Source organism: Pseudomonas sp. BN505, from assembly GCF_029873175.1.
In the GTDB taxonomy this organism is placed as follows: domain Bacteria; phylum Pseudomonadota; class Gammaproteobacteria; order Pseudomonadales; family Pseudomonadaceae; genus Aquipseudomonas; species Aquipseudomonas putida.
In genome coordinates this window covers 196895-215624 of the sequence record NZ_SSOI01000066.1, presented here as the reverse complement: position 1 = coordinate 215624, position 18730 = coordinate 196895, and the positions used below count along the sequence as shown (strand labels likewise).

Here is an 18730-nt window from a genome sequence, read left to right as displayed (position 1 = left end):
AGCTGGCACCGCTATTTGTTCAGGCTGCTGATAGCCTGCTTCGCCGCAATTTCCTGCCCCGCCCGCGCCAGATCATCCGCAGCCTGTAACCAGCGCTGGCGGTCCACCTGGGCCGGCAACTGCCGCGGTGGCTGCACCAGCACCGCCCAACTCCCCTGCTTAGCCCACGCCGATGCAAAGTCATCGAACGCCATCACCTGCCGCCGGTGCATGCCCGAGCGCAGCAGTACACGCTGCTTGTAGCGGTCATAGCCGATCAGCACCGCATAACGTGGCTCACCCCACCAGGCGGAACCCTCCTCGTAACGCAGCAACACCGGGTTGCCCGCCGCCACCTGGGCCAGCAGTGCGTCCAGTTGTTTGTCCAACGGGTACACCACCATGCCATAGTCCCGCGCCACGCGAGGGATGCCAGTGTCCAGCGCTTCGGCGCCCTGTGGCAGGTTCAACGGTTTGTCCAGCAGGCCCGGGGTGATGGGTGCGCCCTGTTGCGACAGCACCGCTGCCAGCGCCATGGCACCGCTGTGGTTGGCGTTGCCACGGTAGAACGGCACGCTGCTGATCTCGACCCGCTGCGGCAGGCCTTTGAGGTTGGCAGGCGGTGCGCTGGCACAGCCGGCCAAGGTGGCCGCCATCAGACAGGCGACCAACAGCCGCCGTGGGGCAGCTTTGATGGAATGTTGCTGCATGGACACTCGCTTGTTCCAACGCCAGGCAGGCAGCGCCCGGCTCTGGCCACCGATCATAGGTCCGACAGCGGCGCGGGTATAGTCCGACAGCGGCTTGGAGCGAATCGGACTCAGAGATAGACCTTTGTTCGATGGAACGTCACAGGCGAAGGGCTAGACTAAAGCAGTGTCTGGAAGGCAGCGCTGGCCAATCGAGCGCTTGCCGTAGAGATGGAGGCACAGATGAGCCTGACCATGGCAATTTTCATGCTGGTAGGCATGTGGCTAAGCGTTGCAGCCGCCATGCTGTGGGGCGTACTGCGCATCGTGCGGCGCCATTCCCACCACCACCTGCCACCGCAGGCCCCTGCCAAGCCGCAACCTGTGCGCCGGGCACGGCGGCCAGCCGGGGTGCATTAAAACTTCATAAAACGCGAACGGGGCGCAATGCGCCCCGCCTTTTGCATCAACCTTCTTTACATCAACCTTCAGCCGCCTCACGCTTCAATCGCGCCCGGCGAGCAAAAATGTTGAGCATCTCGATCACGGTCGAGAACGCCATGGCCGCATACACATACCCCTTCGGTACATGAGCGCCAAAACCTTCGGCGATCAGCGTCATGCCGATCATGATCAGGAAGCCCAAGGCCAGCATGACCACCGTCGGGTTGTCATTGATGAAGTTGGCCAGCGGGTCGGCGGCCACCATCATGACGATGACTGCCGTGATCACGGCAATGATCATGATCGGCAAGTGCTCGGTCATGCCCACAGCGGTGATGATGCTGTCGACCGAGAAGACGATGTCCAGCAGCAGGATCTGGAAGATTGCCGCAGCGAAGCCCAGGGTAATGGTCGAACCGACTTTGGCTTCTTCCTTCGCACCGTGCGGGTCAACGCTTTCGTGGATTTCCTTGGTCGCCTTCCACAGAAGGAACAGGCCACCGGCGATCAGGATCACATCCTTCCAGGAGAAGGCGTTACCGAACACTTCGAACACCGGGTCGGTCAGCTGTACGATCCAGGCCACCGTGCTGAGCAAGGCCAGGCGCATGACCAACGCCATGCTGATACCGATACGTCGTGCCTTGGAACGGTACTCCACGGGCAGTTTGTTGGTCAGGATGGAGATGAAGATCAGGTTGTCGATGCCCAGTACAACTTCCATGGCGACCAGCGTAGCCAGGGCAACCCAGGCGGTGGGGCTAGCGGCGAGTTCCAGCAAGTATTCCATTGTTCAAATCCTGCAGCGGCGGTTTAGGGTCAGATTTCCTGGGTGTCTTTTTTCTTGTCGGCATCTTCAGGCTTTTGCCCTTCGCCGCCGATGGCCTCGTTCAACGCCTGCTGAGCGGCCTTGTTGGTGTCGTCAATCGCCTGCTTGGCCGACTGTGCGGCCTGGTCGAGCATCTGCTGGGCGGATTTCTCAGCCTGGTCGCAGCCTGCCAGGGTGAACAGGGCCAACGCCAGCACCAATGGGGTACCGATGGATTTGAGTTGCAGCATGGTGTCCTCGCTTGAAATGTCCCGTCGGCGCATGGCGCCTGATGCGGTGCATTCTAAAGACGCTGATAGTTCAGGAAAATTCGTATTTTCATGGCGTATACTTCGGTTTTTACGAATCGGGACGAACGACGGTGCTCAACTATCGCCAGCTGCATTACTTCTGGGCCGTGGCCAAGACGGGCAGCATTACCCGCGCCAGCGAACAACTGAACCTTACACCACAGACCATCAGCGGGCAGATCAGCCTGTTCGAGCAAACCTACGGCCTTGAATTGTTTCAACGCGCCGGCCGGCAGCTGGAGCTGACCGAGACCGGCCGCCAGGCGCTGGTATATGCAGAGCAGATGTTCCAGATTGGCGGCGAGCTCGAAGCCATGCTGCGCGCAGGCCCGCAGGAGCAGATCCTGTTCCGCGTGGGGGTGGCCGACGTGGTGCCCAAATCCATCGTCTACCGCCTGCTGGCACCTACCATGGAGCTGGATGAAGTGCTTCGCATCAACTGCCGCGAAGACAAACTTGAGCGGTTGCTGGCCGACCTGGCCATCCAGCGCCTGGACTTGGTGATTTCCGACAGCCCGATGCCCGGCAACCTGGACATCAAGGGCTATAGCCAGAAGCTGGGTGAGTGCGGGCTGAGCTTCTTCGCCACGCCGGCGCTGGCACAGCGCCTGGAGGGCCCCTTCCCGGCCTGCCTGCAGGACGCCCCGTTGCTGGTTCCCGGCCAGGAAACCGTGGTGCGCAGCCGCCTGTTACGTTGGCTGAGTGAGCAACAGGTGCAGCCACGTATCGTGGGCGAATTCGATGACAGTGCCCTGATGCAGGCGTTCGGCCAGTCGGGCAGCGGCATTTTCGTTGCCCCCAGCGTGATCGCCGAAGAAGTATGCCGCCAGTATGGCGTGACGCTGATCGGCCAGACCGAGGCCGTGCACGAGTCGTTCTATGCCATTTCGGTGGAACGCAAGGTCAAGCACCCGGGGATCGTGGCGATTACCGAGGGGGCGCGTCGGGAGTTGTTTCATTGGTGATTGCGGCGGCCTGTTCGCAGGTTTACCCGCGAACAGGCCGCAACAGCCCCACAAGTACTCTATGGTAAAGTCGCGCCCTTTCCAGATTCCGAGATACCGCTGCACATGACCCCCCTTCTCCGCCTCCTCAACCGCACCAGCCTGGTGACGCAGATCGTCATCGGCCTGCTCGCCGGCATCGCCCTTGCCCTGCTCGCGCCCGCCATCGCCCGCGACATGGCCTTTCTCGGCAAGGTGTTCGTCAGCGCCCTGAAAGCCGTGGCGCCCGTACTGGTGTTCGTCCTGGTCATGGCGTCTATCGCCAACCACCGCCACGGCCAGGAAACCCACATCCGCCCGATCCTCTGGCTGTACCTGCTGGGCACCTTCGCCGCAGCGGTGGTGGCTGTAGTTGCCAGCATGCTGTTCCCGTCCAATCTGGTGCTGAGCACTGGCGAGGCAACGTTGAGCGCGCCGGGCGGCATCGCCGAGGTGATGCAGAACCTGCTGCTGAGCGCGGTCGACAACCCGGTCAACGCCCTGCTCAACGCCAACTTCATCGGCGTGCTGACCTGGGCCATCGGCTTGGGCGTGGCCCTGCGCAATGCGGGCGAAACCACCCGTACCGTGGTCGAAGACTTGTCCAATGGCGTGACCCTGATCGTGCGCGTGGTCATCCGCTTCGCCCCGCTGGGCATTTTTGGCCTGGTCAGCTCCACGCTTGCCCAGTCTGGCCTCGACGCGCTGCTCGGCTACCTGCACCTGCTGGCTGTGCTGATCGGCTGCATGCTGTTCGTGGCGCTGGTGATGAACCCGCTGATCGTGTTCTGGAAAATCCGCCGCAACCCCTACCCACTGACCTTGCTGTGCCTGCGCGAAAGCGGCATTACCGCGTTCTTCACCCGCAGCTCGGCGGCCAACATCCCGGTCAACCTGGCACTGTCGGAGCGCCTTGGCCTGCATGAAGACACCTATTCGGTGTCGATCCCGCTGGGCGCAACCATCAACATGGCCGGCGCGGCCATCACCATCACCGTGCTGACCCTGGCTGCGGTGCATACCCTGGGTATCCCGGTTGACCTGCCGACGGCCGTGCTGCTCAGCGTGGTGGCGGCGGTGTGCGCCTGCGGTGCTTCGGGCGTGGCCGGGGGCTCGCTGCTGCTGATTCCACTGGCGTGCAGCCTGTTCGGCGTCCCCAGCGAAATTGCCATGCAGGTGGTGGCGGTGGGCTTCATTATTGGTGTGTTGCAGGACTCGGCCGAGACGGCGCTGAATTCGTCGACCGATGTGCTGTTCACAGCGGCGGCTTGCCAAGCCGAAGAGCGGCGTAACGCTTGAAGGCCAAGGGGCCGCTGTGCGGCCCCTTGCAGGCAAGCAATGATGCCAGTGATTGCTTAAGCCAGGCGCATTACCTAGGCTAGTGGCCTTTCCCCAGTAATGAGACAGGGCCATGTCAGAATACGAAACCGCAGGTGAAGGCCGCTTCAACAGCGTTGAGATCCGCATTCTCGGTTCGCTGATCGAAAAGCAGGCCACCAGCCCGGAAAGCTACCCGCTCACCCTCAATGCCCTGCTCCTGGCCTGCAACCAGAAGACCAGCCGCGAGCCGGTGATGAACCTGACCCAAGGCCAGGTCGGCCAGGCCTTGCGCGCCCTTGAAGGGCAGGACATGACCCGCCTGCAGATGGGCAGCCGTGCCGACCGCTGGGAACAAAGGGTGGACAAGGCACTGGAGCTGGTGCCAGCGCAGCTGATACTGATGGGCCTGATGTTCCTGCGTGGCCCGCAAACCCTCAACGAACTGCTTACCCGCAGCAACCGCCTGCACGACTTCGACGACACCGAGCAGATCCAGCACCAACTGGAGCGCCTGATTTCGCGCGGTCTGGCATTGCACCTGCCACGCCAGGCCGGCCAGCGCGAAGACCGCTACACCCACGCCCTGGGCGACCCGGCTGAAATCGAAGTAATCCTCGCTGCACGCCAGCAGGAAGGTGGCGCGCGCAGCAGTGGCGGCAGTGTCTCGGAAGACCGCATCGAAGCCCTTGAAGCCCGCATCGCGGCGCTGGAGGCGCGCCTGGCCGAGCTGGAGGGCTGAGCCTTTACGGCTCGCGGTCGGGGAAGTTTCGGCAGCTCTTGCGTTCGGCCAGCTCCCGGTCACTGGGGCGCTGGTCGACGAACACGGTGCGGCCGTCGGCGTAGATTTCCAGGTAGCCCCAGTGCAGGTCCTGCTCTCGCTGACCGGGCTTTGGGGGGACTAACCACCAGGGTTCGCGGCTGATCAGGGTCATGGGTGTGATTCCTGAGGGGATCTGCACTAATCATAGACACCCTCAGCCTTCGAAGGCCCTATCGCCGGCAAGCCAGCTCCCACAGGTACACCACAGTTTCGAATTCTGTGATCACCTGTGGTAGCTGGCTTGCCGGCGATAGGGCCAGTGCAGGCTTATGCCGGAGCCGAAGTACGGATCAGGTGATCGAAGGCTGCCAGCGAAGCCTTGGCCCCTTCACCCACAGCAATCACGATCTGCTTGTATGGCACGGTAGTCACGTCACCGGCGGCAAACACGCCCGGGATGCTGGTCTGGCCCTTGGCATCGACGATGATCTCGCCACGCGGCGACAGCTCGACGGTGCCCTTCAGCCAATCAGTGTTCGGCAGCAGGCCGATCTGCACGAAGATGCCTTCCAGCGCCACGTCGTGCGTTTCATCCGTAGTGCGATCCTTGTAGCGCAGGCCGGTCACTTTCTCACCATTGCCCAGCACTTCGGTGGTCAGCGCGCTGGTGATCACTTTCACGTTCGGCAGGCTGTGCAGCTTGCGTTGCAACACTGCATCGGCACGCAGCTGGCTGTCGAATTCGATCAGCGTCACCTGGGCGACGATGCCGGCCAGGTCGATAGCCGCTTCCACGCCCGAGTTGCCGCCGCCGATCACCGCCACGCGCTTGCCTTTGAACAGCGGGCCGTCGCAGTGCGGGCAGTAAGCCACGCCACGGCCGCGGTATTCCTGCTCGCCCGGCACGTTCATTTCGCGCCATCGGGCACCGGTGGCCAGGATCACGGTCTTGGCCTTGAGCGAGGCACCGCCGGCCAGGCGTACTTCATGCAGGCCGCCATCGGTGGCCGGAATCAGCGCTTCGCCGCGCTGCAGGTTCATGATGTCCACGTCGTATTGCTTGACGTGTTCTTCCAGTGCCGTGGCCAGTTTCGGCCCTTCGGTTTCCTGCACCGAGATGAAGTTTTCGATGGCCAGGGTATCGAGCACCTGGCCGCCGAAGCGCTCGGCAGCAACACCGGTGCGGATGCCTTTACGTGCGGCGTAGATGGCCGCTGCCGCGCCGGCCGGGCCACCACCGACCACCAGTACATCGAAAGCGTCCTTGGCGTTGATCTTCTCGGCCTGGCGAGCACCGGCACTGGTGTCGATCTTGCCGAGGATTTCTTCCAGGCCCATGCGGCCCTGGCCGAACACTTCGCCGTTCAGGTAGACGCTTGGCACCGCCATGATCTTGCGCGATTCCACTTCGTCCTGGAACAGCGCACCGTCGATGGCCACATGGCGCACATTAGGGTTGAGCACTGCCATCAGGTTCAGCGCCTGGACCACGTCCGGGCAGTTCTGGCACGACAGCGAGAAGTAGGTTTCGAAGGTGAACTCGCCTTCCAGCGCCTGGATCTGCTCGATCACTTCGGCACTGGCCTTGGACGGGTGGCCGCCGACTTGCAGCAGCGCCAGCACCAGCGAAGTGAATTCGTGGCCCATGGGTATGCCGGCGAAGCGCAGGCTGATATCGCTACCCGGGCGGTTCAGCGAGAACGACGGGCGACGGGCATCGGTACCGTCCGCGCTGAAGGTAATGAGGTTCGACAAACCGGCAATTTCCACCAGCAGGTCGTGCAATTCGCGGGACTTCGCGCCGTCGTCGAGGGAGGCTACGATCTCGATCGGCTGGGTGACCCGCTCCAGGTAGGTTTTCAGTTGCGATTTAAGCGTGGCGTCCAACATACGGGCGATTCCTTTTTTCAAAACTCGGATACAAAAACGCCCAGGCGATGTCGCCCGGGCGTTTGACGGGGCGGTAGGTATTTCAGCTTTGGCGGCTGCTTACCGCCCGCGTTATGGGCATGACCTTAGATCTTGCCTACCAGGTCCAGCGATGGCGCCAGAGTGGCTTCGCCTTCTTTCCACTTGGCCGGGCACACTTCGCCTGGGTGGGCGGCAACGTACTGGGCAGCCTTCACTTTACGCAGCAGTTCGGCAGCATCGCGGCCTACACCACCGTCGTTCAGTTCGACGATCTTGATCTGGCCTTCCGGGTTGATCACGAAGGTACCGCGATCGGCCAGGCCGGCTTCTTCGATCAGCACGTCGAAGTTGCGCGAAATGACGTGGGTCGGGTCACCGATCAGTGGGTACTGGATCTTGCCGATGGTGTCCGAGGTGTCGTGCCAGGCTTTGTGGGTGAAGTGGGTGTCGGTGGACACGCCGTAGATTTCCACACCCAGTTTCTGGAACTCGGCGTAGTTGTCGGCAAGGTCGCCCAGCTCTGTCGGGCAGACGAAGGTGAAGTCAGCCGGGTAGAAGAACACGACAGACCACTTGCCTTTCAGGTCGGCTTCGCTGACCTGGACGAACTCGCCCTTGTGGTAGGCGGTGGCGTTGAACGGTTTGACTTGGCTGTTGATGATTGGCATGAGAGACGCTCCTTCATGGGGTTGGAATCAGTTGATGGATAGAATCCTAACTAATCATCCCGCTGAAGGCTCATTGGCAAAGCTCATGCTTGTGATTGGTTTTGGCTATAACCCGGGTTAATTAATAGAAGGGAATGGGCTGAGCAAAGGATTGCGAACGCTGTAGCTGCACGAGGAGCGCTTTTTGTGGGAGCGGCCTTGCGTCGCGAACGGGCCGCATAGCGGCCCCAGCAATCTGTACACCCGCGCTGAATCCTGGGGCCGCTGCGCGAAGGAGCGTCAGCGGGTGACTGTGCGCATGGTCACGAACTCTTCGGCCGCCGTCGGGTGCACACCGATGGTTTCGTCGAATTGCTGCTTGGTCGCACCGGCTTTCAAGGCAATGCCCAGGCCCTGGATGATCTCCCCAGCGTCAGGGCCAACCATGTGGCAACCCAGCACCTTGTCAGTCTCGGCATCCACCACCAATTTCATCAGGGTCTTTTCCTGAATGTCGGTCAGGGTCAGCTTCATGGCGCGGAAGCGGCTTTCGAACACCTGCACCTTGTGCCCGGCCTCCAGCGCCTGCTCCTCGGTCAGGCCAACAGTACCGATAGGCGGCTGGCTGAACACCGCCGTCGGGATGTTCTGGTAGTCCACTGGGCGGTACTGCTCCGGCTTGAACAGGCGCCGCGCCACGGCCATGCCTTCGGCCAGGGCCACCGGGGTAAGCTGCACACGGCCGATCACATCGCCAATGGCCAGGATCGAAGGCGCAGTCGTCTGGTACTGCTCGTCGACACGAATGTAACCACGCGCATCCAGCTCGACGCCGGTGCTTTCCAGGCCCAGGTTGTCCAGCATCGGGCGCCGCCCTGTGGCGTAGAACACACAGTCTGCAACCAGCTCGCGGCCATCCTTGAGGGTGGCCTTGAGGCTGCCATCTTCAAGCTTGTCGATACGCTGGATATCGGCATTGAACTGCAGGTCGAGGCCGCGCTTTTCCAGCTCTTCCTTCAGGTGTGTGCGCACCGAGCCATCGAAGCCGCGCAGGAACAGGTCGCCACGGTACAGCAGCGTGGTGTCGGCCCCCAGGCCCTGGAAGATGCCAGCGAACTCGACGGCAATATAACCTCCACCCACTACCAGCACCCGACGAGGCAGGTCCTTGAGGTAGAAGGCTTCGTTGGAGGTGATCGCCAGTTCCTTGCCCGGGATGTCCGGGATCTGCGGCCAGCCACCGGTCGCGATGAGGATGTGCTCGGCGGTGTAGCGCTGGCCCTCCACCTCCACTTCATTGGCGCCGGTCAGGCGTGCGTGGCCTTGCAGCAGGGTGACGCCGCTGTTGACCAGCAGGTTGCGGTAGATGCCGTTGAGGCGCTCGATTTCGCGGTTCTTGTTGGCAATCAGGGTGCCCCAGTCGAAGTGCCCTTCTTCCAGGGTCCAGCCGAAACCTGCGGCTTGTTCCAGTTCGTCCGCGACATGCGCGCCGTACACCAGCAGCTTTTTCGGCACACAGCCGACGTTGACGCAGGTACCCCCCAGGTAGCGGCTTTCGGCCACCGCCACTTTCGCGCCAAAGCCCGCGGCAAAGCGCGCTGCGCGCACACCGCCGGACCCGGCACCAATCACGAACAGATCAAAATCGTAGGCCATGTATTCACTCTCCTAGGCAGGCGCCCAGCATAACGCCGTTGGCCGCCGCAAACAAAAAAGCCACCCCGAAGGGTGGCTCTCGTACCAGCTGGGCCAATCAGTATGCCTTGCCAGCCTTGTAGAAGTTCTCGAAGCAGAAGTTGGTCGCCTCGATGTAGCCTTCGGCACCACCGCAGTCGAAACGCTTGCCCTTGAACTTGTAGGCAATCACGTTACCTTCGGCCGCTTGCTTCATCAGCGCGTCGGTGATCTGGATCTCGCCACCCTTGCCCGGCTCGGTCTGCTCGATCTTCTCGAAGATATCCGGGGTCAGGATGTAGCGGCCGATGATGGCCAGGTTCGACGGCGCATCTTCAGGCTTGGGCTTCTCGACCATCGAGTCCACACGGAAGATACCGTCACGGATCTCTTCGCCGGCGATGACGCCATACTTGTTGGTTTCTTGCGGGTCGACTTCCTGGATCGCGACGATCGAGCAGCGGTATTGCTTGAACAGCTTGACCATCTGCGCCAGCACACCATCACCATCAAGGTTGACGCACAGGTCGTCCGCCAGTACCACTGCAAACGGCTCGTCGCCAATCAGCGGACGGCCGGTGAGAATCGCGTGGCCCAGGCCTTTCATTTCGGTCTGGCGGGTGTAGGAGAACGAGCACTCGTCGAGCAGGCGACGGATACCCACCAGGTATTTTTCCTTGTCGGTGCCCTTGATCTGGTTTTCCAGCTCGTAGCTGATGTCGAAGTGGTCTTCCAGGGCGCGCTTGCCGCGACCGGTCACGATGGAGATTTCGTTCAGACCGGCGTCCAATGCTTCTTCAACGCCATACTGGATCAGTGGCTTGTTGACCACCGGCAGCATTTCCTTGGGCATGGCTTTGGTAGCGGGCAGGAAGCGAGTGCCGTAGCCGGCCGCCGGGAACAAGCATTTTTTGATCATATACGTCCTTAACAAAGGCTAGGCCTGTAGAATTCGGCGCAGTCTAATCAGGCGGCACTTACCTTACAATGCCCCTGATAGCGACCGATGCCATCATAGAGATAACCCAGTGTAGATAGTTCCGGGGGATCGTAAATATTACCGTCATACATGACGGGCGGATGACAGCAAAATCAGGGGGCCTGTACCGGCCCTTTGGCGGGTAAGCCCGCTCCCACAGATACCGCATCAGGCTTGAGCTCTGCGCACATTCTGTGGGAGCGGGTTCACCCGCGAAGAGGCCGGCACAGGCGCTTCATCAGCTACCGGTACCCTGCCCGATCAGCACCCCCTCTACCTTCTGACCATACAGGTTCACGCCGTCATTGGCATGGAACTTCACCCGCGTCTTCTCGATGGAGCCCTCCACCATTCGCGGGTCCTGCGGCCGTTCATGGCGGTTGACCCACGCGGCAACGTCCCAGGCCTGCTGATCGCTGAGGCTGCCCGGCTTGCCCAGCGGCATGTTGTACTTGATGAACGACGCCGCCGTGTTGATGCGATGCATACCAGCGCCCCAGTTGTAGGAGTCCTTGCCCCACAGCGGCGGCATCACGTACTCACCGCCCACCTTCTGCCCTTCGCCGTTGTCGCCATGGCAAATCGCGCATTGCTCGCCGTACACCTGCTGGCCCCGCCTGAAGTCATAGCCGCCCTCGGGCTGCGGCACCTCCGGGTAACCACGCCCGGCAATCTCCACGCCAGTGGGCGCCTTGGTCGACAGCCAGTACGCATAGGTCGCCAGTGCCGTCATCTGCGGGCTATCGGCGGCAGGTGGCTTGCCGTTCATGCTGAACTGGAAGCACCCCTGGATGCGCTCTGCGTAAGTATTCACCTTGTCGTTCTTCTTGCGGTACGCGGGGTACATCGGGTACGCGCCCCACATCGGCGCGGAATGGGCCAGGCGCCCCTGGTCGAGGTGGCAGTTACTGCAATTCATGCCGTTGCCTACGGCCTCGGGCATCAGCCGGCGGGTATCGACGAACAGGGCATGGCCCTCGCGCACCATCTTGCCAAAGGCATTGTCGGGCAACTCGCTTTCAGCGGGCGGCACAAACTGCGGCGCGACCTGCCCGCCGGGTACCTTCAGCTGCGACTGGTCTTCCATGGCGATCGAGGCAGCTTGGGCGCTGCTCATGGCCACCAGTAAAAAGGCTGGAATCAAGGGTTTCATGGCGTGACCTCCTGGCTGGCGGAGCGGGCGAAGAACTCGGCGACAGCCTTGATCTCGTCATCGGTCATGGCCTTGGCCACGCCGACCATCAGCTGGTTGGGGTCATTGCTGCGGCTGCCGTCGCGCCAGGCATTGAGCTGCGCCACCAGGTAACTGGCAGGCTGGCCGGCCAAAGGCGGGAAGTGTTCGCCAACCCCGCCGCCGCCAGGGCCATGGCATTGCACGCAGCCCGGTATTTGCCGGCTCCAGTCGCCGTACAGGGCCATGCGGGTGGTCGGGTCATCGGCAATCTGCTGGCGCCACAGGTTACCGGCGGGGTCTGCCGGAAAGCTAGCCAGGTAGGCACTCACCGCCTTGATTTCATCTTCGCTCAAGGCCTTGGCGAGCGGTTCCATCACCGGCTGCTTGCGGCTGCCATTGCGCCAGTCATGCAGTTGCTTGCTGAGGTAACCAGCCGGTAGCCCGGCCAAGCGCGGAAAGCCGGCGGCGGCAATGCCCTTGCCGTCGGGGCCATGGCACCCGAGGCAAGCCATGGCAGCGGGGTTCGCCCCGCCCTGGGTGAAGACTTTCTCGCCATCGGCGGCATGCGCCGTAGGCCAGGCCAAGATCAGCAGGCTGCCGATCACGACGCGTCTCAACGGTGTCATCACGAATCTCCCTTTCTTTTGTTATATGTTTAGGCTTAAAACATATAAGCAAAGACAGGAAGGTCCGTTGCCTCAGATCAATGTCCGGAGATGCATTGGGTGGCCGCCGTGCGCACATCGCCCAAGCGCAGGGGGAAGTTGTTCAGCCGCTCATGAAGTTTGATGCTGCTGCCGCTGCCACGCTTGTCGATGTCCACCAGCGCAGCCGGGCCCGCCCCGGAGCTGAGCTTCTGTGGCACGATCAGGCGCAGGCCATCGCCACGCGGCTCTTCCACCAGCGGATCGCGCGTATCGGCCAGTTTCTGCTTGATGCAGTCGGCATATTCACGCGGGGTCTTGCCAGAAATCACATCCAGCGTTTCGTGCGATTGCTCCAGCTCCGAAACGCTGACACAACCGCCCAGCGCCGCCACAGACAACACCGCCACCATCCACTTCATTTAGAGCACCTCAGCCTTCAAGAATCCTGTTCGACCGCAGCCAGGCGGTTTTGCTCCCTGCATTGGCAGATTTATCGGGGCCTGGCCATCGAGCGCGCCAGTGTAACGGCACATCGTGGTATCTTTTGCCTTTACAGATCCAAACCTTGCGGAGCATCACATGAAATTCGTACACCAGCGCGAGCACCTCAACGAGGACGACATCGTCGTTATCGAATGCTCCCAGCGCTGCAACATCCGCCTGATGAACGACGCCAATTTCCGCAGCTTCAAGAACGGCGGCCGTCACACCTACCATGGCGGCCAGTTCGTTGACTTCCCGGCCAAGATCACGGTACCCAGCACCGGCTTCTGGAACATCACCATCGACACCGTGACCACCCGCCCGATCTCGGTTACGCGCAAGCCCACCTTGAGCCACAAGATCAAGATCATCCGTCGCTCGTCGTCGAAACTCAGATAAGACTGCCATGACCCAGAACATCAAGTACGTCATCAAATACAAGCTCGACGGCCAGCGCCGCTGGGATTTCGCCGTCATGCCCGACGCGTCGCAGGAACAGGCACTCGATGCCCTGCGCAAGATCCACGGCGACGACGCCGACAAGATCAGCGACATTCATGTGAGCAAGGCACTGTAAGGCTGCGCGCCAAGGAGAACTGCATGAGCAACTGGCCCGACCGTCGTATCCTCGATCTGCTGGGCATCGAGTTGCCCATCCTCCAGGCGCCCATGGCCGGTGCCAGCGGGTCGGCGATGGCCATCGCCGTGGCCAACGCCGGAGGGCTTGGCGCCCTGCCCTGCGCCATGCTCACAGGCGAACAAGTACGGGGCGAGATCGAAGCCTTTCGAAACGCTTGCCCGGGCCGCCCGCTGAACCTGAACTTCTTCTGCCACCAGCCGCCAGCCCCCGATGCCGAGCGCGATGCCCGCTGGAAGCAGGCCCTCAAGCCTTATTACAACGAAACGGGTGCTGATTTCACGGCCCCCACGCCCGTGTCCAACCGTGCGCCGTTCGACGAACAAAGCTGCCAGCTGATCGAGCAACTGCGCCCGGAGGTGGTGAGCTTCCACTTCGGCCTGCCCAAGGCTGACCTGCTGCAACGGGTGAAGGCCAGTGGTGCCAAGGTACTGTCCAGCGCCACTACGGTAGAAGAAGCGGTTTGGCTGGAACGCAATGGCTGTGACGCGATCATCGCCATGGGGTATGAAGCCGGCGGCCATCGGGGCATGTTCCTCAGCGACGACATTAGCAGCCAGATCGGCACCTTCGCCCTTGTGCCGCAGGTGGTGGACGCGGTCAGCGTGCCGGTGATTGCCGCAGGCGGTATCGGCGACCACCGTGGCCTGGCGGCGGCGCTGGCACTGGGCGCTTCGGCAGTGCAGATCGGCACGGCCTACCTGTTCTGCCCCGAGGCCAAGGTTTCGTCGGCGCATCGCCTGGCGCTGGACAGCGCGCCCGCGAGCGACACGGCGTTGACCAACCTGTTTACCGGCCGCCCGGCGCGCGGCATCAACAACCGCATCATGCGCGAGCTGGGGCCGATGAGCGACCTGGCACCGCGCTTCCCGCTGGCGGGTGGAGCATTGATGCCATTGCGGGCGATCACCGATCCACAAGGTAACAGTGACTTCAGTAACCTGTGGTCGGGGCAGGCGTTGCGGCTGGGGCGGCACGTGCCTGCGGGGGAGCTGACCCGGGATATTGCCGAAAAGGCACTGGCCTTGGTTAATCGTTAGGCATGTTCATATATACGTTCGGCCTCTTCGCAGCACAAGGCAGCTCCTACAGGCGCCTGTAGGAGCAGCCTTGTGCTGCGAAGAGGCCGCGCCTGCAAATGCATCACCCAGCCCCTTCCCGGCAAATGGCCTATCGCTATATAGTTCAGCACATAACGATAACCCCAAGGAGCTGTCTTCATGCGTATCCGCCCATCCCACCGGGCCGTCACCGCCCTGGCCACCCTGTTAGCCTTCAACACTGCCTGGGCCGATGAGGTTCAGGTCGCGGTCGCAGCCAACTTCACAGCCCCGATCCAGGCCATCGCAAAAGACTTTGAAAAAGACACCGGCCACAAACTGGTCGCAGCCTACGGCGCCACTGGGCAGTTCTACGCACAGATCAAGAACGGCGCACCGTTCGAAGTGTTCCTCGCCGCTGACGACAGCACCCCGAAGAAGCTTGAAGAAGAAAAGGAAATCGTCCCTGGGTCGCGCTTCACCTACGCCATCGGCACCCTGGCCCTGTGGTCGGCAAAGGAAGGCTACGTAGATGCCAAGGGTGACGTACTGAAGAAAAACGATTACAAACACCTGTCCATCGCTAACCCGAAAGCGGCACCTTACGGCCTGGCCGCCACCCAGGTGCTGGACAAGCTGAAGCTCACCGAAGCCACCAAAGGCAAGATCGTCGAAGGCCAGAACATCACCCAGGCCTTCCAGTTCGTCTCCACCGGCAATGCCGAGCTGGGCTTCGTCGCCCTGTCGCAGGTCTACAAGGACGGCAAGGTAACCAACGGCTCCGCCTGGATCGTGCCGTCCAACCTGCACGACCCAATCCGCCAGGACGCGGTGATCCTCAACAAAGGCAAGGACAATGCGGCCGCCAAAGCGCTGGTCGAATACCTCAAAGGCCCGAAAGCCGCTGCGGTGATCAAGTCCTACGGCTATGAACTCTGATGCCACTGGACGCCAGTGACCTGGGTGCAATCTGGCTGACCGTCAAACTGGCCAGCCTGACCACCCTGATCCTGCTGGTTATCGGCACCCCCATCGCCTGGTGGCTGGCGCGTACGCGCTCATGGCTACGCGGGCCGGTGGGTGCGGTGGTGGCTCTGCCGCTGGTATTGCCACCCACGGTGATCGGCTTTTACCTGCTGATCGCCCTCGGGCCGCACGGCTGGCTCGGCCAGGCTACCCAGGCGCTGGGCCTGGGCAGCGTGGTGTTCAGCTTCACGGGCCTGGTGATCGGTTCGACGGTGTATTCCATGCCATTCGTGGTGCAGCCGCTGCAGAATGCATTTGGCGCGATCGGCCAGCGCCCGCTGGAAGTCGCCGCCACTTTGCGCGCCAGCCCATGGGACACTTTCGTTCATGTGGTGCTGCCGCTGGCCCGCCCCGGTTTCGTCACCGCCAGCATCCTCGGCTTCGCCCATACCGTGGGCGAGTTTGGCGTGGTGCTGATGATCGGTGGCAACATCCCCGACAAGACCCGCGTGGTCTCGGTGCAAATCTTCGATCACGTCGAGGCCATGGAGTATTCGCAAGCCCACTGGCTGGCCGGTGCCATGCTGGTGTTTTCCTTCCTGGTGCTGCTCCTGCTGTACGCCGGACGCCGCGGCAAAGCTGGCTGGAGCTGAAATGACAGCATCGATAGTGGCGCGCCTGAACCTGGCGCGCGACGACTTTACCCTGGACGTTGATCTGCACCTGCCCGGGCGCGGCATCAGCGCGCTGTTCGGCCACTCGGGCTCCGGCAAGACCAGCTGCCTTCGCTGCCTGGCCGGCCTGGAACGGGCCGCCAGCGCCTACATCGAGGTTAACGGCGAAGTCTGGGAAGACAGCGGCCGCGGCCACTTCCTGGCCCCGCACCTGCGGCCGGTGGGCTACGTGTTCCAGGAGGCCAGCCTGTTCCCGCACCTGTCGGTGCGCGGCAATCTGGAATTCGGCTGGCGCCGGGTGGCGGCGGCTGAACGCAAGGTGAGCCTGGACCACGCCTGCCAGTTGCTGGGCATCGGCCACTTGCTGGAACGCCGCCCCGCGACGTTGTCTGGCGGCGAGGCGCAGCGGGTGGGCATTGCCCGTGCCCTGCTCAGCAGCCCACGCCTGCTGTTGATGGACGAGCCGCTGGCGGCCCTCGACGGGCCGCGCAAGCGTGAGATCCTGCCTTACCTTGAGCGCCTGCACGATGAACTGGACATTCCGCTGGTGTATGTCAGCCACGCCCAGGATGAAGTGGCGCGGCTGGCCGACCACCTGGTGTTGCTGGAGCAAGGCCTGGTGGTCGCCAGCGGCCCCATTGGCGAAACCCTGGCCCGCCTCGACCTGTCGCTGGCCCAGGGCGAGGACGCTGGCGTGGTGTTCGAAGGCCTGGTGGTCGGCCACGACCCGCACTACGACCTGCTCGACCTGCGCCTGCCCGGCGGCTCAGGGCCGGTGCTGCGCATCGCCCACCCGGCCCACGTGATGGGCAGCACCTTGCGCGTCAAGGTGCAGGCCCGTGACGTCAGCCTGGCGCTGGCGGCCGACAGCACATCGAGCATCCTCAACCGCTTGCCGGTGCAGGTGCGCGAAAGCCGCCCGGCCGACAACCCAGCCCATGTGCTGGTCAGCCTGGATGCCGCCGGCAATGCCTTGCTCGCGCGCATCACGCGCTTTTCGGCAGACCAGCTCGGCCTGCACCCGGGCCAACTGCTGTTCGCCCAGATAAAGTCGGTGGCGTTACTGGGCTGAGCATCCTGCGCGCGGGTGTTGTCCATTGATCAATGACCTGATCGAGGCCTGCCCGCCATGCTCGACTGCCCCCTGCCGCGCAGCTTGCACTACGTTGACGACAGCCAGCCGGGCCTGACCCGGCGACGCTGGCGCGACCGCTTCATTTACCTGGATGCCGATGGCCAGCGGGTGCGCGACAGCGCCACCCTTGCGCGCATAGCCGCGCTGGTGATTCCGCCTGCCTACACAGATGTGTGGATCTGCACCGACCCGCAGGGCCATTTGCAGGCAACCGGTCGCGATGCCCGTGGCCGCAAGCAGTACCGCTACCACACGCAGTGGCGCGAACTGCGCGACCAGCATAAGTACGGGCGCATGCTGGCCTTCGCCGAGGCCTTGCCAAAACTGCGCGCGCAACTGGAAACCCACCTGACACGGCCAGGCCTGGACCGGGAAAAGGTCATGGCATTGGTCGTGAGCCTGCTGGACCACACCCTGATCCGCATCGGCAACCAGCGCTACCTGCGCGACAACCAGTCCTACGGGCTGACCACCCTGCGCAACCGCCATGTTCAGGTCAAGGGCAGCAGTATCCGTTTCCAGTTCCGCGGCAAGCGGGGTGTCGAGCACGACGTCACCCTCACCGACCGGCGCCTGGCCAACCTGCTCAAACGCTGCATGGAACTGCCCGGCCAAGCGCTGTTCCAGTACCTGGATGAAAACGGCCAGCGCCACAGCATCGGCTCCAGCGAGGTCAACCAGTTCCTGCAGGAGCTGACCGGCGCCGACTTCACTGCCAAGGACTACCGCACCTGGGCCGGCAGCAGCCTGGCCCTGAACCTGCTCAGGCCCTTGGCCTGGGAGCCCGAGACCGAGGCAAAGCGCCAGGTCGCTGCCATCGTCCGCCAGGTGGCTACACGGCTGGGCAACACGCCCGCGGTCTGCAGGCGCTGCTACATTCACCCGGCCGTACTTGAACACTATGCCCTGGGGCGGCTGGGCAACTTGCCGAAGCGCCGTATGCGCAAGGGCCTGGACCCTGAAGAAGTGGCCTTGTTGCTATTTCTTCAGGCACTTGAGGAACAGGATGGCCATTAAGCCTGTCTATTCAGGCGATGATGCGAAGAAATTTCCCATTGGCCGCCAAGCCCCCTATTCTTGCCATCGAGCACCTTGGCCGACAAACCGCTGGCGGTTTGTTTCGGCACCTGCAACTGAAGATACGCAACAGAATTTGTCTGTCGGGGAATTACTATCCGCCGAAAGCGTCTTTAATGAGAAGGAAGAGGGACACGCTCCCACCGCCGCGGCAACTGGCCCAGCGGTTTTTTACATCACCAAGGAGAACTACATGCTGATACTCACCCGCAAGGTTGGCGAAAGCATCGTCATCAACGATGACATCAAAGTCACCATTCTGGGCGTCAAAGGGATGCAGGTGAGGATCGGGATCGATGCACCGAAAGATGTCCAGGTCCATCGCGAAGAAATTTTCAAACGCATCCAGGCCGGTAGCCCAGCCCCGGAAAAGCACGACGACTCACACTGAG

At 62.4% G+C, this 18730-nt stretch carries 23 protein-coding genes; 12 read left to right on the top strand and 11 right to left on the bottom strand.

The window, feature by feature from the left end:
• Positions 1-11: 11 nt before the first annotated feature.
• Positions 12-746, bottom strand: coding sequence for a peptidase C39 family protein (locus tag E8E78_RS22285; protein ID WP_016498972.1), 735 nt, complete (start codon positions 744-746; stop codon positions 12-14).
• Between the two features lie 165 nt (positions 747-911).
• Here E8E78_RS22285 and E8E78_RS22280 point away from each other — a divergent pair, with 165 nt between their 5' ends.
• Complete coding sequence (locus tag E8E78_RS22280) at positions 912-1088, top strand: hypothetical protein (RefSeq protein WP_016498971.1); 177 nt, start codon at positions 912-914, stop codon at positions 1086-1088.
• A gap of 61 nt (positions 1089-1149) precedes the next feature.
• Here E8E78_RS22280 and E8E78_RS22275 read toward each other — a convergent pair whose 3' ends face one another.
• Both E8E78_RS22275 and E8E78_RS22270 read right to left on the bottom strand, forming a co-directional pair.
• The gene (locus E8E78_RS22275; RefSeq protein ID WP_016498970.1) at positions 1150-1902 is read right to left on the bottom strand and encodes a TerC family protein; all 753 of its coding nucleotides are present in this window, start codon (positions 1900-1902) and stop codon (positions 1150-1152) included.
• 29 nt (positions 1903-1931) lie between these two features.
• Positions 1932-2171, bottom strand: a complete 240-nt coding sequence (locus tag E8E78_RS22270; protein WP_019473606.1) for a hypothetical protein — start codon at positions 2169-2171, stop codon at positions 1932-1934.
• 131 nt (positions 2172-2302) lie between these two features.
• On the opposite strand from E8E78_RS22270, the gene nhaR reads away from it, so the two are divergent.
• From nhaR to E8E78_RS22255, 3 genes are all read left to right on the top strand, one after another.
• Positions 2303-3196 (top strand): transcriptional activator NhaR, encoded by an 894-nt coding sequence (gene nhaR, locus E8E78_RS22265; protein ID WP_016498968.1) that lies wholly within the window; start codon positions 2303-2305, stop codon positions 3194-3196.
• 105 nt (positions 3197-3301) lie between these two features.
• Complete coding sequence (gene sstT, locus E8E78_RS22260; RefSeq protein ID WP_280314184.1) at positions 3302-4513, top strand: serine/threonine transporter SstT; 1212 nt, start codon at positions 3302-3304, stop codon at positions 4511-4513.
• 112 nt (positions 4514-4625) lie between these two features.
• The gene (locus tag E8E78_RS22255; RefSeq protein WP_049276961.1) at positions 4626-5273 is read left to right on the top strand and encodes a DUF480 domain-containing protein; all 648 of its coding nucleotides are present in this window, start codon (positions 4626-4628) and stop codon (positions 5271-5273) included.
• 4 nt (positions 5274-5277) lie between these two features.
• On the opposite strand, the gene E8E78_RS22250 is transcribed toward E8E78_RS22255, so the two are convergent.
• From E8E78_RS22250 to E8E78_RS22215, 8 genes are all read right to left on the bottom strand, one after another.
• Positions 5278-5466, bottom strand: a complete 189-nt coding sequence (locus E8E78_RS22250; RefSeq protein ID WP_049276962.1) for a hypothetical protein — start codon at positions 5464-5466, stop codon at positions 5278-5280.
• Positions 5467-5621: 155 nt separating this feature from the next.
• Positions 5622-7184 (bottom strand): alkyl hydroperoxide reductase subunit F, encoded by a 1563-nt coding sequence (ahpF, locus tag E8E78_RS22245; protein ID WP_016498964.1) that lies wholly within the window; start codon positions 7182-7184, stop codon positions 5622-5624.
• Positions 7185-7309: 125 nt separating this feature from the next.
• Complete coding sequence (gene ahpC, locus E8E78_RS22240) at positions 7310-7873, bottom strand: alkyl hydroperoxide reductase subunit C (protein WP_004375926.1); 564 nt, start codon at positions 7871-7873, stop codon at positions 7310-7312.
• 279 nt (positions 7874-8152) lie between these two features.
• On the bottom strand, positions 8153-9508 hold the full coding sequence (gorA, locus tag E8E78_RS22235; protein WP_049276964.1) for a glutathione-disulfide reductase: 1356 nt from the start codon (positions 9506-9508) through the stop codon (positions 8153-8155).
• A gap of 97 nt (positions 9509-9605) precedes the next feature.
• Positions 9606-10445 (bottom strand): UTP--glucose-1-phosphate uridylyltransferase GalU, encoded by an 840-nt coding sequence (gene galU, locus E8E78_RS22230; protein WP_016487927.1) that lies wholly within the window; start codon positions 10443-10445, stop codon positions 9606-9608.
• Between the two features lie 298 nt (positions 10446-10743).
• On the bottom strand, positions 10744-11658 hold the full coding sequence (locus E8E78_RS22225; protein ID WP_280314187.1) for a c-type cytochrome: 915 nt from the start codon (positions 11656-11658) through the stop codon (positions 10744-10746).
• Positions 11655-12305, bottom strand: a complete 651-nt coding sequence (locus E8E78_RS22220) for a c-type cytochrome (RefSeq protein WP_059395917.1) — start codon at positions 12303-12305, stop codon at positions 11655-11657. The genes E8E78_RS22225 and E8E78_RS22220 overlap by 4 nt, the downstream gene beginning before the upstream one ends.
• A 77-nt stretch (positions 12306-12382) precedes the next feature.
• Positions 12383-12745 (bottom strand): hypothetical protein, encoded by a 363-nt coding sequence (locus E8E78_RS22215; protein WP_049276969.1) that lies wholly within the window; start codon positions 12743-12745, stop codon positions 12383-12385.
• A 160-nt stretch (positions 12746-12905) separates the two neighbouring features.
• Between E8E78_RS22215 and E8E78_RS22210 the strand changes: the two genes are divergently transcribed.
• From E8E78_RS22210 to csrA, 8 genes are all read left to right on the top strand, one after another.
• Complete coding sequence (locus E8E78_RS22210) at positions 12906-13208, top strand: DUF1883 domain-containing protein (RefSeq protein WP_016487931.1); 303 nt, start codon at positions 12906-12908, stop codon at positions 13206-13208.
• 7 nt (positions 13209-13215) lie between these two features.
• Positions 13216-13386: a hypothetical protein gene (locus E8E78_RS22205; RefSeq protein WP_196304849.1), complete on the top strand. Its 171-nt coding sequence runs from the start codon at positions 13216-13218 to the stop codon at positions 13384-13386.
• A gap of 23 nt (positions 13387-13409) precedes the next feature.
• Complete coding sequence (locus E8E78_RS22200; protein ID WP_280314193.1) at positions 13410-14486, top strand: nitronate monooxygenase family protein; 1077 nt, start codon at positions 13410-13412, stop codon at positions 14484-14486.
• 180 nt (positions 14487-14666) lie between these two features.
• Complete coding sequence (gene modA, locus E8E78_RS22195) at positions 14667-15425, top strand: molybdate ABC transporter substrate-binding protein (protein WP_280314197.1); 759 nt, start codon at positions 14667-14669, stop codon at positions 15423-15425.
• Positions 15425-16105 (top strand): molybdate ABC transporter permease subunit, encoded by a 681-nt coding sequence (modB, locus tag E8E78_RS22190; protein ID WP_016487935.1) that lies wholly within the window; start codon positions 15425-15427, stop codon positions 16103-16105. The genes modA and modB overlap by 1 nt, the downstream gene beginning before the upstream one ends.
• A gap of 1 nt (position 16106) precedes the next feature.
• On the top strand, positions 16107-17198 hold the full coding sequence (gene modC, locus E8E78_RS22185) for a molybdenum ABC transporter ATP-binding protein (protein ID WP_049276975.1): 1092 nt from the start codon (positions 16107-16109) through the stop codon (positions 17196-17198).
• A 57-nt stretch (positions 17199-17255) separates the two neighbouring features.
• Positions 17256-18278, top strand: coding sequence for a DNA topoisomerase IB (locus tag E8E78_RS22180; protein ID WP_049276977.1), 1023 nt, complete (start codon positions 17256-17258; stop codon positions 18276-18278).
• A 253-nt stretch (positions 18279-18531) separates the two neighbouring features.
• Positions 18532-18729: a carbon storage regulator CsrA gene (gene csrA / locus E8E78_RS22175; protein WP_004375914.1), complete on the top strand. Its 198-nt coding sequence runs from the start codon at positions 18532-18534 to the stop codon at positions 18727-18729.
• Position 18730 lies beyond the last annotated feature (1 nt).

Coding starts and splice junctions, on each gene's coding strand:
- E8E78_RS22250 (WP_049276962.1), bottom strand. CDS start 5,466: ATGACCCTGATCAGCCGCGAACCCTGGTGGTTAGTCCCCCCAAAGCCC.
- ahpF (WP_016498964.1), bottom strand. CDS start 7,184: ATGTTGGACGCCACGCTTAAATCGCAACTGAAAACCTACCTGGAGCGG.
- E8E78_RS22225 (WP_280314187.1), bottom strand. CDS start 11,658: ATGAAACCCTTGATTCCAGCCTTTTTACTGGTGGCCATGAGCAGCGCC.
- modC (WP_049276975.1), top strand. CDS start 16,107: ATGACAGCATCGATAGTGGCGCGCCTGAACCTGGCGCGCGACGACTTT.
- E8E78_RS22215 (WP_049276969.1), bottom strand. CDS start 12,745: ATGAAGTGGATGGTGGCGGTGTTGTCTGTGGCGGCGCTGGGCGGTTGT.
- ahpC (WP_004375926.1), bottom strand. CDS start 7,873: ATGCCAATCATCAACAGCCAAGTCAAACCGTTCAACGCCACCGCCTAC.
- modB (WP_016487935.1), top strand. CDS start 15,425: ATGCCACTGGACGCCAGTGACCTGGGTGCAATCTGGCTGACCGTCAAA.
- E8E78_RS22205 (WP_196304849.1), top strand. CDS start 13,216: ATGACCCAGAACATCAAGTACGTCATCAAATACAAGCTCGACGGCCAG.
- E8E78_RS22285 (WP_016498972.1), bottom strand. CDS start 746: ATGATCGGTGGCCAGAGCCGGGCGCTGCCTGCCTGGCGTTGGAACAAG.
- sstT (WP_280314184.1), top strand. CDS start 3,302: ATGACCCCCCTTCTCCGCCTCCTCAACCGCACCAGCCTGGTGACGCAG.
- E8E78_RS22255 (WP_049276961.1), top strand. CDS start 4,626: ATGTCAGAATACGAAACCGCAGGTGAAGGCCGCTTCAACAGCGTTGAG.
- E8E78_RS22210 (WP_016487931.1), top strand. CDS start 12,906: ATGAAATTCGTACACCAGCGCGAGCACCTCAACGAGGACGACATCGTC.
- csrA (WP_004375914.1), top strand. CDS start 18,532: ATGCTGATACTCACCCGCAAGGTTGGCGAAAGCATCGTCATCAACGAT.
- E8E78_RS22180 (WP_049276977.1), top strand. CDS start 17,256: ATGCTCGACTGCCCCCTGCCGCGCAGCTTGCACTACGTTGACGACAGC.
- E8E78_RS22280 (WP_016498971.1), top strand. CDS start 912: ATGAGCCTGACCATGGCAATTTTCATGCTGGTAGGCATGTGGCTAAGC.
- galU (WP_016487927.1), bottom strand. CDS start 10,445: ATGATCAAAAAATGCTTGTTCCCGGCGGCCGGCTACGGCACTCGCTTC.
- E8E78_RS22200 (WP_280314193.1), top strand. CDS start 13,410: ATGAGCAACTGGCCCGACCGTCGTATCCTCGATCTGCTGGGCATCGAG.
- E8E78_RS22270 (WP_019473606.1), bottom strand. CDS start 2,171: ATGCTGCAACTCAAATCCATCGGTACCCCATTGGTGCTGGCGTTGGCC.
- gorA (WP_049276964.1), bottom strand. CDS start 9,508: ATGGCCTACGATTTTGATCTGTTCGTGATTGGTGCCGGGTCCGGCGGT.
- E8E78_RS22275 (WP_016498970.1), bottom strand. CDS start 1,902: ATGGAATACTTGCTGGAACTCGCCGCTAGCCCCACCGCCTGGGTTGCC.
- E8E78_RS22220 (WP_059395917.1), bottom strand. CDS start 12,305: ATGACACCGTTGAGACGCGTCGTGATCGGCAGCCTGCTGATCTTGGCC.
- modA (WP_280314197.1), top strand. CDS start 14,667: ATGCGTATCCGCCCATCCCACCGGGCCGTCACCGCCCTGGCCACCCTG.